Source organism: Thiomicrorhabdus indica, from assembly GCF_004293625.1.
Lineage (GTDB): Bacteria > Pseudomonadota > Gammaproteobacteria > Thiomicrospirales > Thiomicrospiraceae > Thiomicrorhabdus > Thiomicrorhabdus indica.
The window spans coordinates 2,551,780-2,566,846 of the sequence record NZ_CP033040.1; the positions used below are offsets into that span (position 1 = coordinate 2,551,780).

General features: G+C 42.6%; 14 protein-coding genes. 5 read left to right on the forward strand and 9 right to left on the reverse strand.

Annotated elements, in window-relative coordinates:
- Nucleotides 1–38 precede the first annotated feature (38 nt).
- A protein-coding gene (locus D9T12_RS11160) for an IS3 family transposase (protein WP_130536334.1) occupies nucleotides 39–1,270 on the forward strand; the annotation gives its coding sequence in 2 pieces (ribosomal slippage) (nucleotides 39–393 and nucleotides 393–1,270; 1,233 coding nt in all).
- 47 nt (nucleotides 1,271–1,317) lie between these two features.
- Here D9T12_RS11160 and mtnN read toward each other — a convergent pair.
- From mtnN to D9T12_RS11175, 3 genes are all read right to left on the reverse strand, one after another.
- Nucleotides 1,318–2,013 carry a 5'-methylthioadenosine/S-adenosylhomocysteine nucleosidase gene (gene mtnN, locus D9T12_RS11165; RefSeq protein ID WP_130538242.1) on the reverse strand — a complete coding sequence of 232 codons (696 nt, stop codon included), beginning with the start codon at nucleotides 2,011–2,013 and terminating at the stop codon, nucleotides 1,318–1,320.
- 9 nt (nucleotides 2,014–2,022) lie between these two features.
- A complete protein-coding gene (luxS, locus tag D9T12_RS11170) occupies nucleotides 2,023–2,544 on the reverse strand; it encodes an S-ribosylhomocysteine lyase (RefSeq protein WP_130538243.1) in 522 nt (173 codons plus the stop codon).
- 88 nt (nucleotides 2,545–2,632) lie between these two features.
- Complete coding sequence (locus tag D9T12_RS11175; protein ID WP_130538244.1) at nucleotides 2,633–3,088, reverse strand: hypothetical protein; 456 nt, start codon at nucleotides 3,086–3,088, stop codon at nucleotides 2,633–2,635.
- Nucleotides 3,089–3,393: 305 nt separating this feature from the next.
- On the opposite strand from D9T12_RS11175, the gene D9T12_RS11180 reads away from it, so the two are divergent.
- Nucleotides 3,394–3,744 (forward strand): PilZ domain-containing protein, encoded by a 351-nt coding sequence (locus D9T12_RS11180; RefSeq protein ID WP_130538245.1) that lies wholly within the window; start codon nucleotides 3,394–3,396, stop codon nucleotides 3,742–3,744.
- A gap of 81 nt (nucleotides 3,745–3,825) precedes the next feature.
- On the opposite strand, the gene gorA is transcribed toward D9T12_RS11180, so the two are convergent.
- The 5 genes from gorA to D9T12_RS11205 form a co-directional block, all read right to left on the reverse strand.
- Nucleotides 3,826–5,181: a glutathione-disulfide reductase gene (gene gorA / locus D9T12_RS11185; protein WP_130538246.1), complete on the reverse strand. Its 1,356-nt coding sequence runs from the start codon at nucleotides 5,179–5,181 to the stop codon at nucleotides 3,826–3,828.
- Between the two features lie 102 nt (nucleotides 5,182–5,283).
- Entirely contained in the window at nucleotides 5,284–6,021 is a 738-nt protein-coding gene (locus D9T12_RS11190; protein ID WP_130538247.1) for a glutathione peroxidase, read from the reverse strand.
- A 364-nt stretch (nucleotides 6,022–6,385) separates the two neighbouring features.
- A complete protein-coding gene (locus D9T12_RS11195) occupies nucleotides 6,386–6,835 on the reverse strand; it encodes a hypothetical protein (RefSeq protein ID WP_130538248.1) in 450 nt (149 codons plus the stop codon).
- Between the two features lie 51 nt (nucleotides 6,836–6,886).
- Nucleotides 6,887–8,122, reverse strand: coding sequence for a BaiN/RdsA family NAD(P)/FAD-dependent oxidoreductase (locus tag D9T12_RS11200; protein ID WP_130538249.1), 1,236 nt, complete (start codon nucleotides 8,120–8,122; stop codon nucleotides 6,887–6,889).
- Between the two features lie 155 nt (nucleotides 8,123–8,277).
- The gene (locus D9T12_RS11205) at nucleotides 8,278–9,063 is read right to left on the reverse strand and encodes a competence/damage-inducible protein A (protein WP_130538250.1); all 786 of its coding nucleotides are present in this window, start codon (nucleotides 9,061–9,063) and stop codon (nucleotides 8,278–8,280) included.
- A 124-nt stretch (nucleotides 9,064–9,187) separates the two neighbouring features.
- Here D9T12_RS11205 and thiD point away from each other — a divergent pair, with 124 nt between their 5' ends.
- Nucleotides 9,188–10,081, forward strand: a complete 894-nt coding sequence (gene thiD, locus D9T12_RS11210) for a bifunctional hydroxymethylpyrimidine kinase/phosphomethylpyrimidine kinase (RefSeq protein WP_130538251.1) — start codon at nucleotides 9,188–9,190, stop codon at nucleotides 10,079–10,081.
- Nucleotides 10,082–10,182: 101 nt separating this feature from the next.
- On the opposite strand, the gene mnmC is transcribed toward thiD, so the two are convergent.
- Entirely contained in the window at nucleotides 10,183–12,273 is a 2,091-nt protein-coding gene (gene mnmC, locus D9T12_RS11215; RefSeq protein WP_130538252.1) for a bifunctional tRNA (5-methylaminomethyl-2-thiouridine)(34)-methyltransferase MnmC2/FAD-dependent 5-carboxymethylaminomethyl-2-thiouridine(34) oxidoreductase MnmC1, read from the reverse strand.
- Between the two features lie 135 nt (nucleotides 12,274–12,408).
- Between mnmC and msrB the strand changes: the two genes are divergently transcribed.
- Both msrB and D9T12_RS11225 read left to right on the forward strand, forming a co-directional pair.
- Complete coding sequence (gene msrB / locus D9T12_RS11220; protein WP_130538253.1) at nucleotides 12,409–12,819, forward strand: peptide-methionine (R)-S-oxide reductase MsrB; 411 nt, start codon at nucleotides 12,409–12,411, stop codon at nucleotides 12,817–12,819.
- Nucleotides 12,816–15,002 (forward strand): GNAT family N-acetyltransferase, encoded by a 2,187-nt coding sequence (locus D9T12_RS11225; RefSeq protein ID WP_130538254.1) that lies wholly within the window; start codon nucleotides 12,816–12,818, stop codon nucleotides 15,000–15,002. Before msrB ends, D9T12_RS11225 begins: the two co-directional genes overlap by 4 nt.
- Nucleotides 15,003–15,067 lie beyond the last annotated feature (65 nt).

Genomic DNA, 15,067 nt, shown 5'->3' on the forward strand with positions numbered 1-15,067 from the left:
AAGATTGACACTTTTTCTGAACCGAAAAGGAAAAAGTAATGTCTTCAAACACTAAGCGCACACAGCGCGATTATTCCCTCGCTTTTAAATTGTCCGTTGTAGACCAAGTCGAAAAAGGCGAAATGACTTATAAACAAGCGCAAGCACATTATGGTATCCAAGGACGATCTACCGTTTTAGTTTGGCTTAGAAAGCATGGTAAGTTAAATTGGTCTGACGCCAACGCCATTAACCGACATCTTCGAGGAATCATTATGCCGACGACTAAAGCTGAAAAGACGCCAGAGCAGCGCATTAAAGAGCTTGAACAAGAACTCGCCGAAGAAAAACTCAAAGCCCAATTCTTTGAAGGCGTCGTCAAAGTCATGAAAGAGGACTTTGGAGTTAGCTTGACAAAAAAGCGGTTAGCCGAGTTATCGATCAAAAACAGATCCAAGGGCTCAACATAAGCAATGCTTGTCGATTCTTACAGATAAGCCGTCAGGCTTACTACCAAGGATTACAAAGGCAGCGGCTCAAAGAAAAGCAATACCGGATGATTCTGGATTTTGTACAAGCGATACGTATCAGCCAGCCGCGGATTGGTACCCGAAAGCTACACAACTTGCTATTAGCTAAAGCCCAAGAAGGATTGAAGATTGGACGAGACAAGTTGTTTGACTTGTTACGTTGGCAGCGTTTATTAGTGCCTAATAAGCGAGCCTATCATAAAACCACGCACAGTCATCATCGGTTTTATAAGCACCCCAATCTCATCAAAGAGCAGGGGCAAAGGCGTTTAGCCAAAGCGCCAGAGAAACTCTGGGTTGCAGACATTACCTATTTACCAGTACAACACGGCCAGGCCTATCTCAGCTTAGTCACCGATGCCTGTTCTCGTAAGATCGTTGGCTACCATGTGCACGACACTTTGCATGCTCAACCAGTCCTTCAGGCATTAAAGAACGCAGTGAAAAATAGATTAGGAAAAGGGGCACTCATTCATCACTCGGATAGAGGGATTCAGTACTGTTCAAAACCTTATCAAGTGTTCCATGAAAAACATGGCATTATCTGTTCGATGACGGATGGTTATGATTGCTATCAAAACGCTTTGGCGGAGAGAGTGAACGGGATTCTGAAGAATGAGTTTTTATTAACCAAGCCAAAGGATGTTGATCAGGCTCGACAAATGGTGAAAGAGTCGATTGAAATCTACAATACTCAACGTCCACACTTGGCGTTAAAATACAAAACGCCCGATGAAGTTCATCGAGCGTTTTTTACCTGAAAAAAGTGTCAACTTATTTCAGGACGGGACAAGCGCTACCGAAAATACTAACCGATGTGCTTCAACATTGCTTTAACCACGGCCGAAGAATGCTTCGCAGCTTTTGGCAAATATTGCTCAAAAGTGACCTTATTCTCTTTCCCAGCAATATCCGACAATGAACGAATAATCACAAAAGGCGTGTCAAACCGATGACAAACTTGCGCAACCGCAGCCGCTTCCATTTCACAAGCAATCATTTCTGGGAAGGCTTCACGAGTTGCATCGACATCCTCAGGCTGGTGCATAAAACGATCACCGGTTGCAATTAAACCATGCATATGAGCGACTTCGCCCAATTCAGTAATCGCTTTTTTTGCCGCATCAACCAAAGTTGAATCTGGCAAAAAACACGCAGGCATGCCGGGAACTTGACCGCGTTCATAACCAAATGGAGTGACATCAACATCATGATGACAGACTGACTGGCTGATAACGATATCACCAACCTCTAAATCTGCATGGAAACCACCCGCAGAGCCTGTATTAATGACAGCCTTAGGCTTAAAAAGCTCTAACAGTAAGGTCGCACTAATCGCGGCATTGACCTTGCCAATACCCGATTTCAACAATACAACCTCTAGGCCATTAATTTGCCCTTTAAAGTAATCAAATCCAGCATGTACCTCTGCCGTTGGAGATCCCATCGCTGCATGCAAAATGGAAACTTCTTCATCCATCGCACCAATAATTGCAACTGTCATAACCGGACCTTAAACCTCATTACCTAAAGAACGAAGCGTTTCAGCACTCATTTTTAAGTCTTCATTTTTGTTGACACCAATGCCATTCTCAATAATTTCTTTTGCAATGTCTTGTGCCTCTTCCAACGAATGCATCATATAAGTCCCACATTGATACTCGTTGAGTTCAGGGATGTCTTCCATACGTTCAACGGCAACGACATCATTCATAGCCTTCATCCAAGCATCAGCAACACGCTCTTCGGAAGGAGCACCCAAAAGACTCATGTAAAAGCCTGTACGACAGCCCATTGGCGAGACATCAATAATTTCGACACCATCACCATTTAAATGATCACGCATAAAACCAGCGAAAAGGTGTTCAAGCGTATGAATCCCCTTCTCACCCATCATGCTTTCATTAGGCTTATTGAATCTTAAATCAAATACCGTAATCGTATCACCAGACGGTGAACTCATGGTTTTCGCAACTCGTACCGCTGGGGCTTTCATAATTTTATGGTCTACTGTAAAGCTATCGAGAAGAGGCATAATCTTTCCTTATTTCAAAATATAAATAACTACCGGCCGGTGAAAAAACGTCAATACAATCAGAATGGTTGACCATTCTTCAACGCTTTTAATGTGCCGATGCGTTTAATTGTTCTTTAATCTGCCAACCATTATCGGTTTTGATAAATAGATATTCGCGTTCAAATTCTAAAACATCCCCTGCTTCAAATGCAGGTAATGTCATGGTCATCATGCCAATTTTCAAGGTATTCGCCATTTTTTCCATACCTGACACCTCAGGGTCGCTCATTGTCGATTTTGCAAAGTCTTCTAACGAGAGTTGCGCGCGCCCCATGACTGTAACTTCTGCAACATAACTTGTGTCATTCTTTTTATAACCATTTTTTTTGACAACATTCTCAGCTAGAAACAAACCCTGGTATTCCTGATTAAAGAAATTCTGAGACATCTCTTGAATTTGTGTTTCAGTGGGCTGACTCACTCCCAAACAACCTTGCATAAAGAGAGTAAGCCCTACCAGAAAGGCTCCGAACCAAGTTTTGAATAAAAGTGCTTTAGTCATTTCTACCTTCCTTAAAATATAAATCGTCAACCCTAAATAACTTTAATAACTTTTTTGGATTTCATTATAAGGGAAGCACTCAAGCAATCCGAGAAATCATTAACCATACTCACACACACACTCTAATCACCTGAAAATACAAAGGTATTCATTTAAATGAACTTTAAATACTTCATTCATAATTCATTCGTTGATTACCTTCTCTTAAAACTATAGAATCAGAGTTAATAAGAAATTAATATTTAACGTTTTTTGGCTATTTGGGGAAAGAGCCATGACATAATTTCAATGGAACCTCTCTCAGCATGAATAATATTCAAAACAAGCGTCAATACGAAAGAAAACACGTTAGGCTCAAGGGCAATTTAATCAGTGAAAAAGTCCAAAGAAAAATTACACTTGTTGACTTATCTGAAAATGGTCTCGGGTTTTTAACAGATCACACCCATAAAATCGGCGACGTTATTGATGTGGAATTAACACTTGCTCACAACTGCGTGATTAATCTCAAAGTCGAAATCAAAAATATGATCACGGATATTTTTGCAAACCGCATAGGTGCAAAAATTGTTGAGATACCTAAGAACTATTTGGACTACATCCAACAGTTCTTCAAAAAGCAAAGAAGCCCGTTAATGCAAACCCTTTCCGCTTAACTTTTTGCTACTCTAAACGAAAAAGCCGAAACGACCTGTTTCGGCTTTTTTTATTGGCTTGGAAAAGATAAAACCCAATACTTAACGCATTGTCACTAACTCTTCCGAACTTGATGGATGAATCGCAATGGTTGCATCTAAATCGGCTTTCGTCGCATTCATCTGAACCGCAACGGCAAAACCTTGTAACATCTCATCCGCGCCATCTCCAACAATATGAATCCCAACAACACGCTCTTCTTCACCGACAACCACCAACTTTAAAGCAGTCTTAATCTGATGCTTGGTGAATGCATAACGCATAGGGGTAAATACGGATGTATAAACTTTAACATTGTCATGCCCAAACTCTGCTCTTGCATCATGCTCTGCCAACCCTACCGTTCCAACTGGCGGATGTGAGAAAATCACCGTCGGTACCGCATGCAAATCCAAAATTAACTCAGGTTTGTTATTATACAAACGCTCGGCTAAATACCGACCGGCACGAATCGCTACTGGTGTTAATTGAGGCTGTCCTGTCACATCTCCAATGGCATAAATATTATCCACCGAAGTTTTATGTCGCTCATCCACCTCAATAAAACCGCGTCCATTCGCACTAAGCCCAACATTTTCAAGTTTTAGCGGCTCAACCAGCGTTTCACGCCCAACCGCCCAAACAACCTGATCAAAGCCACCGATATGCTGATCATCTTCACTATGAATGGTAAGAGTGCCATCTTCGGCGCGCTCTAATTTTTTAACCTTGAAGTGATACTCTTTATGAATGCCACTTTCAATCATCGAATCCGTTAAGGTTTCGCGAATCATGTCATCAAAGCCGCGTAACACTAAATCTTTACGACTCACCAAAGTGGTTTGCGTGCCCAATGCTTGGAAAACACCGGCCAATTCAACCGCAATATAACCCGAACCAATGACCGCCACTTTTTTAGGTTGCTCAGTCAATGCAAAAAAACCATTCGACGTTATTCCTAAATCGGCATTTTCCGTTTCATTGGGAATCAGTGGTGTGCCACCTGGGGCAATGACAATCGTTTCAGCGGTATAATGCTTGCCATCCACTTCAACGGTATGTGCATCAACGAATGAACCCCATCCCTGAAGGACATCCACGCCTTTATCAGCCATATAGCCGTTATACCAAGTGTTGATATTAGTAATGTACTGTTCACGCTTTTCAACAAGTGTCGCCCAATCAAATCCTTTTTTCTCGACATCGAAACCAAAATCCGGTGCATCACGCAGAGCCTCAGCGATATGTGCACCAAACCACATGACTTTTTTAGGAACACAGCCGATATTGACGCAAGTTCCACCAAGTTTTTTCGCCTCAACCACCGCACATTTTTTTCCATATTCTGCTGCGCGTTCTACCACTGACAAACCGCCACTACCAGCACCAATTGCAATCATGTCATAATCGTATTTCATTCAAATGTCCTTTTCTGCAATCGCCCGTTAAGCGCGACTTACAATTTTGAAAAATAAAAAAGGGCTCATAAAGAGCCCTTAATAAGAAAGTGCTTCGAGCAATTATTTGTTTAGGTAAGCTTCTAAATCTTCAGAACCGCCCACATATTCGCCTTCAATAAATACTTGAGGAACTGTCCCAGCATTCGCTACTGCACGAAGTGTACGAGAAGTCACACCACTGTTAGAAATCATGATTTCTTCATAGTAGATATTATTGTCTTCTAGCAATGACTTCGCTTTCGCGCAGAATGGACAACCTTTCTTAGTAAAGATTGTCGCTGCACGTGGAGCTTTTGCATTAGGGTTAATATAGTTCAACATCGTATCTGCATCAGAGACTTCAAAAGGGTCCCCCGGTACTTCTGGCTCGATGAACATTTTCTCAATAACGCCGTCCTTAACAAGCATTGAGTAACGCCATGAACGCATCCCAAATCCTAGGTCTTCCTTGTTAACAAGCATTCCCATGCCTTCAGAAAACTCACCGTTTCCATCAGGAATCAGACGAACATTGTCAGACTCTTGATCTGCTGCCCACTCATTCATAACAAATGTATCATTCACCGACATACAAACGATTTCGTCTACACCGTTCTCGAAGAATGTAGGCGCAAGCTCGTTGAAACGTGGTAAGTGAGTCGATGAACAAGTTGGCGTAAACGCACCCGGTAGAGAGAAAACCACTACCGTTTTACCTTTAAAAATTTCATCCGTTGTCACATTCACCCACTCATTGTTTTGACGAGTTGGGAAAGTAACGTTAGGGATTCTTTGACCTTCGCGATTTGGTAATGCCATTCAATTTTCCTCGTTAAAAAAAGACTAATTATTTTAAGCGCAAACTCTTGTACCACTTGCCTAAAAAACTGTTATTGGAGTGATACTGCGCGCAAAAGGGTTTTTATTCATCGTTATTTAAGTTCGCCCGCTTGCCAACTTGATACGTATCATAGCTAAAACTTTTAATTTAATAAAATTGATTAATTAAATTTAATTAATAGAATTTAACTATAACAACTTTCATCAAACTAAGCCATGAGCAAACCTATAAAACGAAAATTTCAGATTCTATATTAACGGCTTCTCGCCACAAAAAAAGACTTTTGAAAATTTATTCACGGTAGATAAAAAACCATAAATAAAATAACGCTCGACAAACCTATTATTGCAACGAATTACCTTGCATCAAACGCATAAAAGGCTCTAACAAATCTTTCTCTTGAGCATATTTCATCAACACACCCAAAACCGCTTGGTCTTCGTGCTTAGAAGCAATTCGAGCAGCCAATTGAAATTCTTTTTCAACCACTGAACCTTTAAAACCGCCCAATTCAACCAGTGCAGCGACGACACCTACATTTTGCAGTAAACAAGCTGCCTGCAAAGCAGACACCGGTTCACCTGCACTATCTTTTCCAACCTCTAAGCGCGGCGAAACAAAATGCTCCTGCACCAAAACCATTGTCATCCAATAGTTCATTTCCGGCTCAGCTTCACTCTCAATCGCATGCACAAGCATTTCTTTAGGATCGGTTTGGTGGCGCTGCACCATGGTTTTTACAATCTTTGAAAAAGACTCTCGATTTTTTTCATCAAAATTTAATAAATTCATAGAACTCTCATTTATTTACCGGCCGGTTATTTTAACAGGACAACGAAGTGTTTAGGCTTCAGCTAATGCCTGAGCGCAGGCGACTGCTGAAGCCCATGCCCACTGAAAGTTATAGCCACCAAGTTGTCCAGTGACATCAAGCACCTCTCCAATAAAATACAACCCTTGCTGATTGTTTGCTTCCATGGTTTTTGATGAAACCGCATCGGTACTCACGCCTCCCAATGTCACTTCTGCTTTATCGTAACCGCCGGTTCTAGCAGGGTAAAGCGACCAGTTCTGGCATTGCTGGGCGTATTCTTTCAAAGTTAAATCCGGCAGATTTGCCAAATCCGATTCCAATGGAAACCACTCAAGCCAAGCTTGCGCCATGCGCTTTGTCCAAAATTTCGACAACCAACTAGCAAATGACTTTCCAGACTTTTTCAGAGCCAATAACTCGGCAAACAAATCCACTCTAAAAAATGGATTTAGGGTAATCGGCTGACCTTCCAACCAATAATTTGAGGCTTGCAAAATAGCCGGCCCACTCAAGCCCTGATGTGTCATCAATACCGCTTCAGAAAAACAATGCCCATTGGCACAAACCTGCGCATCAAACGCCATACCAGTCAAATCAGCAAAACGAGTCTGCCATTTTCCTTCAAAATTTAACGGCACTAACCCTGGGCGTGTCGACACAATTTCAAGCCCAAACTGTTTAGCCACTCGATAACCGAAATCAGAAGCTTTTAGCTTTGGAAACGACAAAGCACCTGTGGCAACCACTAAATTTGTACAAGAAACTTCACAACGACCTTCAGAGCTCTCTAATTGCAAACCATACCGGCCGGTAGAGTTCTCTGTAGAGTCACCGGCCGGTAAAGATTGAATGCTCGTTATTGAGGTTTTCAGCAGAAACTCAACTTGCGCCCAATCACATTCCGTTCGCAGAATTTGAATCAAATCTGAGGCACGTTTTTTGCAAAAGAGCTTCCCCAACTCACGTTGTTCAAAATCCAAACCATGCCGTTCAACCAGTTCAATAAAAGCCGAACTTGGATAGCGAGATAGCGCACTTTTCACAAAATGTGGATTTTGGCAGATATAGTTGTCGGCAGAGACATCCAAATTCGTAAAATTGCATTTTCCACCTCCCGAAATTCTTATTTTCGCAGCCGCTTTTGGCGCATGATCAATGACTAACACTGATTTCCCAGCGTACCCGGTCTGCGCTGAACACATAAGCCCAGCCGCACCAGCACCAATAATCACCACATCAAAATGTGTTTTGGTTATTGCAACCATTTCTCTCCCAGATCATTGACCCAATTTGCCTGTTTGTCTTACCAAAGCATTTAAAAAGCCGTTGTAAACGACCTGTTAACTTCGATATGTTTTAAATCTTTTAGTCGTGTTTATACCCTTTGGGTGCAAACCACATTCAACTTTAATAGAGTCGACTAATATAGGTTTTCCCAGATTAAGCCGCGCGCTTCGACTTCAACGACCATTTTTTTAATGCCTTGTTCAACCAAGTTTTTCTGCCCTTCTGCACCTAACTCAATTAAACGTTTTCCCTCATCGGTAATTTTCGGCAAACTGAACAATCGCAACTCAGGAAACTCTTGTTCAAACGCCTCCATAAATTCAATCCATTCCGATTCTTGACCATCATGGATCAAAATAGCCTTCTCAATTTGTTGCTCACCAAAATACTGAGAATAATAATTATCCAACACCCATTCCATCATAGGCTCAGCCATTTTGGGAAAACCCGGCATAAAATGATGATTCGAGATAGTGAAACCGGGAACCCGATTGAAAAAATTGGGGATAACTTGTGCACCCTGTGGATACTCTGCCATTTTTACCCTTTGCGGATAGGCTGCTTCACCAAATTGCGCTTCAATTTCTGCAACCGCTTCTGGGTGGCGTTTCAGTGGAACCTGCAAAGCCGCTGCGGCGCATTGACGAGTGCGATCATCCGGTGTTGCCCCGATGCCGCCAAAGCAAAACACGCAATCGCCATTGGCAAAGCTCTCACGTAATGTGGCTTCCAAACGATTTGGTTCATCTCCTAAAATCTTCACCCAACTTAACGCCAATCCTCTAGGTCGTAAAAGTTTATTCGCATTGTGCAAATGTCGGTCTTGACGCTTTCCAGACAGGACTTCATCACCAATAATAATCAACCCAATTGTCAGGGGTTGAGCCGTAGAAGAGTTGTGTGTATTTTCCGTTGCCATACGTTTTTACCCATCAATTTGCGAAAATTCACTGAGTCAGTAGACTTCTTAAAGCACAACATAGTAAAGTTCTGCAAGAAGCCTAGTATTATAAACACAGTTAAAAACTACCGGCCGGTAAAGCATGCATACAACACCTCATCAAACACCCTTGCCGAGCGTTCTAGTTATCGCAGGATTCGATCCATCCGGTGGCGCCGGTTTTTTGGCCGACACCAAAACCATTCATGCCAATGGTGGCTATGCCTGTAGCGTGATGAGTGCGATTACTGTGCAAAACACCCAAGGCGTTCAAAAAGTCGAAGCAGTTGAATCGAAGTTATTTAGCGCCCAACTAAAAGCTTTGGCAGAGGATATCCAATTTGATGCCATCAAAATCGGCATGCTGGCAAACCTCGAACAAATAGAAATCTTGACAGAATTCTTAGAGCAAAACACAAAAACTCCTGTCGTACTCGATCCGGTTTTAGTCAGTAGTAGCGGACGCGCCTTACTTCCAGAAAACGCCCTGAATAGTCTGATTGAAGATTTAATTCCCCAGGCTACATTACTCACCCCTAACCAACCGGAGGCCAAATTACTTTTACAAAAAATTCACCGGCCGGTAAAGAAAAACCTCCTAAATGACGCAACAGTTTTTCAACAAGCTTTACAAGGCTTGAAATGCAAAAATATTTTATTAAAAGGTGGGCATCCTGACATCACACCAGACAAAAGTTCAGAAGCGACCGATTGGTTATTTTCTTGGGAAGCAAATCAACCAATACAGGAAACATTTTCATCGCCTTGGTTAGAAGTCATTCACAACCACGGCACAGGTTGCACACTTGCCTCGGCCATTGCCACTCAATTAGCCAAAGGGGAAAACTTAGCAACAGCTGTGGCATTAGGAAAAAACTATTTAACTCAAGCTTTACAAGCCGCTGACCAACACCAACCTAACTACCACTCTTTACCGGCCGGTAAGGTTCGCCATGGCAGCTTATGTCATAATTTCACACAGCATAAACACAAATAATCGACACGAATAGTCACTGGAACAAACCAAGGCTCGGCTCTATTTTCGATTGAAAAACAGTTAAAGGCTGAACAATCAAGTTAAAAAATCAAGATGAATTATTAAGATGCTTTACCACTGCGCCACTGACGAATAACAAAACGCGCAGGGTGACAGGCATTTCTGAGTGATTCTGGGGCAATGCTCTCCCGACCATCAATTTCTGCCAATAACCATTCAGCAGCTAAAAACACTGACATTAAACCTCGCGGCCCATGACCGTTGTTCACAAACAAACCTTGCTGATAGCGCATTTCTGGATAGCGATAGACTGCGTGAGTGTGCGATTGTTGCAAATAATTTTCTTCCACCCAATTCCAATCCGGAACTTGCCCAATGACGGGTAAATGATCAGGCGTTGTCGGGCGAAATGCAATCCGCCCCCCAACATGTTCAGCCTCAGTACAATCTTCACTGAGCCAACCTGCAACCACTTGTTGCACATTGGCAATATTCTCTCGATGCGCTTCCTCCGAAAGATCGGTGGTTAGACTCGGTGCTTCAAAAGTTGCGCCGGTTACCCATACATCTGCCGCTGTTGGCGAACTATAGCCTTTATGCGTGATTGGCACATTTAACTGGCTTTTCACAGCATTTGATGACAAATGTGTAACCTGACCCTTTACCGGTCGAATAGAAAGCTTTAATTTCTCATGTAATTTACTAGCTAAACTGCCTGTCGCAAATACCAAGCATTCTGTTTCAAAATCACCTTGCGATGTCTCTAATTTCCAAAGCCCATTAACCTTTTCAAAATCATGTACCTCACAAGATAAAACCAGTTCAATATTTGGATGCTTTAAGCAATGCTCGATTACGGATTTGGGATAAATCCAACCACTATTTGGATAAAACATTCCTGGCAAATGTGTCTTAACGCCCAAAACTTGACTCGCCTCATCAGGCTCAAGCCAATTCGCATAATTTTCTGGCAAAGGTACTCGTTTAAGCGCTTCCAACAATCGTTTATGCATGATTGGCATCGCCGCCAATTGCAACATACCGGATAAATCACCTTGTGCTTTCTTACTTGCTAGCCAAGGCAATAACCAACGTTGCGTTGCGTTATATCCCAGTTGGTAAAATTGTGAGCGCAAATTCCAATCCACAGTCACTAGAGGATGTAACGTTCCCGCTAAATTTCCCGATGCCTGAGTCGCAGTCTCTGTTGCAGACTCCAACACCTTCACTTTAAACCCAGCCTGAGCCAAGGCGTAAGCGGTGGTTGCACCTGCCAAACCAGCACCCACGACTACAGCGCTTTTCACTCGTCCTGCTTGAGAGTTTTTCGGGCAATTTGCAACAAACCAAGGGGTTTTGGATGCACTTGAACGCAGATGCTTAATCTGTCCGAAACACATCTCCCGTTTTTTGCCATAACCAGAGTCTTTATGAACATCAAATCCAACCGCTTGTAATCCTCGACGAACCTCACCAGCTGCAGTAAAAGTCGCAAAAGTTGTTTTCTGGTGACTGAGCTTTACCATTGCCTGATAAAGCTTTGGGTTCCAAAGCTGAGGGTTTTTGATTGGCGCAAAGCCATCCAAATACCAAGCGTCGACTTTTGCATTAGGGGCACACTCCGCCAATCCTTGCAAAGCATCCCCTAACCACAAGCTTAAACGCACACGCCCTGAAAACAGCAGAACCTCGTGCCAACCAGGTAATAAATCAGGGTAATGATCTATCAATATGTCCGAATAAGCCGACAATTCCGGATAGGCTTGTAGTGAACGCTGTAAATCCACTTGACTCATTGGATGCTTTTCAAAAGAAATAAAATGCAACTGTGTCGCTGGTGACAAACCGTTACCGGCCGGTAACGCCTGCTCATCAATAGCTTGCACATTAAACCAAGCTCGCATCGTCAATAAAAAATTAAGCCCCGTACCGAACCCCGTTTCAGCAACACGAAATACAGACTTTTGACGGAAATAAATTTGCTCACTTTCCAAAGGGAAAGACGCACCTAGTAGGCCATCATTAAACGCCTTCAGTCGTTGCTCAATTTGATTATGCTGCAAAAACACATAATCACTTTCCGCTATCGCGTCCTCAGTCGAATAGTAAAAATCATCAAACTCAATCGCCAAAGGCGTTTCATCACGCCAATCAAGTTGTGCAGTTTGAAGGATTCTCAGCTTTTTGCTCATTCGAAGTTTTCCAATTTGAAAATTTGTCTTACTTGGTGTCTTATCGGCCGTTTGCCAATTCGCTAGGACAGTTGCAAGCGGTCTAATTTTTGGCATTATATTCTATTGGACGTAATTCGAAGTATGGAGGCTGATATGTCAAAAACCAATTCAACGCTTATTGAAGACGAGCAATGGCAAGACAAACTGACCGATGAGGCATACCAAATCTGTCGTTGTGGCGGAACAGAACGCGCCTTTACAGGAAAATATTGGGATCATAAAGCCACAGGTATTTATTTATGTGCTTGCTGTCAAACACCCCTTTTTGCTTCTAGCGCCAAGTATGACTCAGGCTCGGGCTGGCCAAGCTTTTGGCAACCTATCAATAAAGCCGACATTCTCGAAATTGAAGATTTCTCTCATGGTATGCATCGTACAGAAGTTCAATGCGCAAATTGTCATAGCCATCTTGGACACGTTTTTCCAGACGGCCCTGAACCGACTGGATTACGTTATTGTATTAATTCAGCCTCCTTGGAATTTGAAGAGCAAACAGCTGAATGAATTTACATAATTTCCGACGACAACTTAAAGCTGCTCATCACCGCAGCCTTTGCATCATCAGTGGCTCCAAAGCCTGGCAATGGCAGAAAATTGCCCAGCTTTATCAACCACCCGAGACCATCACTTGGATTGGACAAACCATTCCAGAGACATTACAGACAATGGGAGCAAACAACCAATACATTGCCCCAGAACGCTTGAAATATCACCTTGGCCAAGAAGTGGACACAGCTATTTTAGACATCGAAACTGGATTCAACGCTAACCAACTTGGCATTCTGAGTGGCATGATTAAAGCCGGTGGCCTCTTGATCTTACTGGTGCCAAACAACGAATGGTGGAAACTGGAAAACTCTGCAATTCAACGCTTTTTAAACACACCTTTACAACCAAAAGACGCATTTAGCCACTTTTATCAACACCTACACCAAACTTGGCAAGATTCCAACTGCCTTTGGTTAAGTGAACAACCCCATTTTGAAAAAGCCTTCACTCCTCAAATACCAGCCGGTAAAACCTGGACCAGAGAAGACAATTTTGAACTGACATCTGAACAACAGCAAGCATTGAAGAAAGTCCATAGCGTTGCTTTTGGTCACCGTAAACGCCCCCTCGTTTTAAGTGCAGACCGTGGTCGAGGAAAAAGTAGCCTTTTAGGCATTGCAGCCATCGAACAGTTGCTTGAAGGAAAACAGCATATTGTGATGACTGCCAGTCGATTTGATCAGGTAGCTAAAGCTTTTGAGCAAGCAAACAAATGGCTTAAAAATTTTCTAACCACATCCAAATTACAAAACACGAGCCAACAAATTGATCTGCGCCAAGGTGAAATCATTTTTACCTATCAACAGCAAACAAAAACTTTGGAATTTATCGCGCCTGACCAACTGGTTCTAGAGCCAACCACCGCAGACGTTTTAATGGTCGATGAGGCAGCATTTTTGCCAACACCCCTATTAACCGAGTTGCTCAAGCGTCACCATAGAATGGTATTCGCAACCACTTTGCATGGCTATGAAGGCTCCGGCCGTGGGTTTGAATTACGTTTTAAACAAAGCTTGAACCAACTGACACCAGATTGGAAAAACTTCCATATTCACCAACCTGTTCGCTGGGCTGACAACGATCCTCTAGAAATTGCAACCAACCAAGCGTTATTACTTAACGCAAATCTATCATCCGCAAAACCACCAAAAAAATTCTCGCTTCAATCTGCGCTTGAAAAGGGTCAACTAACCATCAAAAACTATACGAGCCAACAACTTCTTGCCAAGCCCGAACAACTCAAAGCCATGTTTACTCTCTTGGTCCAAGCACACTATCAAACCAGCCCAAATGACCTACAGCATTTATTGAGTGCTCCTAACCTAAGAATTAGTGCCTGTTTATTTGACAATACACCTGTAGCAATTTGCTTAAGCATTGAAGAAGGCGGAATAAATTCCACCAACCAACAATTACAAGGGCACTTAGTTCCTCAACTTGTTAGCCGCTTCTATGCTCTACCAGATTTCCTAACCCTTAAAAGCTGGCGTATTATGCGCATTGCCGTTCACCCAGAATGGCAAAATCAGCAAATAGGCTCCAATTTAATCCAATTCGTTTTAGCACAGGCCAAAACCAATAAAATCGATTATGTCAGTGGCAGCTTTGGGGTGACACCAGAGCTGTTTCGGTTTTGGCAAAAACTGGAGTTCCGAGCCCTTCATATCGGCAACAAACGAGATAAAGCCAGTGGACAACACAATTTAATTGTGGCTAAGCCAATGAGCGCACTGTCTCAAAAATATATTGCAACCATACAACAAACATTTGAGCAGCAGTTCCCACACCTTTTAATGGAAAGTTTGCCCTATTTAGCCCCACAACTCGTTTGGCAATTACTTGCCAGCTTCCGTTTGCCTCTCGGGTTTCACCAATCTAAAAGCGTACTTGAAGCATTTGCTAACCAGACACAATCATATGATGCTCTAAGTGGGCAACTATGGAAAAGTAGCTTAACATTCGGTCGAACGATGCAGTCTTTGAACCATCAACAACAAGGGGTCTGGTGCGACAAAATTCTAAAAAAACAAAACTGGCAAATTGTCGCTCACCATTACCACCTAGCAGGCAAAAAAGCGGTTGAGAAAAAATTATTAGAAACCGCAAAAAATATTCTGGAAGCGCTTCAAAACCACTAAATACCTAACATTCGTATAGAGTCCATTTCGCACCGGCCGGTACCTGTGCAGCCTACTGTAAAAAC

Excerpts from the sequence above, each read along its gene's own strand:
- mtnN (WP_130538242.1), bottom strand. The coding sequence starts at position 2,013 with ATGACAGTTGCAATTATTGGTGCGATGGATGAAGAAGTTTCCATTTTG.
- luxS (WP_130538243.1), bottom strand. The coding sequence starts at position 2,544 with ATGCCTCTTCTCGATAGCTTTACAGTAGACCATAAAATTATGAAAGCC.
- D9T12_RS11175 (WP_130538244.1), bottom strand. The coding sequence starts at position 3,088 with ATGACTAAAGCACTTTTATTCAAAACTTGGTTCGGAGCCTTTCTGGTA.
- D9T12_RS11180 (WP_130538245.1), top strand. The coding sequence starts at position 3,394 with ATGAATAATATTCAAAACAAGCGTCAATACGAAAGAAAACACGTTAGG.
- gorA (WP_130538246.1), bottom strand. The coding sequence starts at position 5,181 with ATGAAATACGATTATGACATGATTGCAATTGGTGCTGGTAGTGGCGGT.
- D9T12_RS11190 (WP_130538247.1), bottom strand. The coding sequence starts at position 6,021 with ATGGCATTACCAAATCGCGAAGGTCAAAGAATCCCTAACGTTACTTTC.
- D9T12_RS11195 (WP_130538248.1), bottom strand. The coding sequence starts at position 6,835 with ATGAATTTATTAAATTTTGATGAAAAAAATCGAGAGTCTTTTTCAAAG.
- D9T12_RS11200 (WP_130538249.1), bottom strand. The coding sequence starts at position 8,122 with ATGGTTGCAATAACCAAAACACATTTTGATGTGGTGATTATTGGTGCT.
- D9T12_RS11205 (WP_130538250.1), bottom strand. The coding sequence starts at position 9,063 with ATGGCAACGGAAAATACACACAACTCTTCTACGGCTCAACCCCTGACA.
- thiD (WP_130538251.1), top strand. The coding sequence starts at position 9,188 with ATGCATACAACACCTCATCAAACACCCTTGCCGAGCGTTCTAGTTATC.
- mnmC (WP_130538252.1), bottom strand. The coding sequence starts at position 12,273 with ATGAGCAAAAAGCTGAGAATCCTTCAAACTGCACAACTTGATTGGCGT.
- msrB (WP_130538253.1), top strand. The coding sequence starts at position 12,409 with ATGTCAAAAACCAATTCAACGCTTATTGAAGACGAGCAATGGCAAGAC.
- D9T12_RS11225 (WP_130538254.1), top strand. The coding sequence starts at position 12,816 with ATGAATTTACATAATTTCCGACGACAACTTAAAGCTGCTCATCACCGC.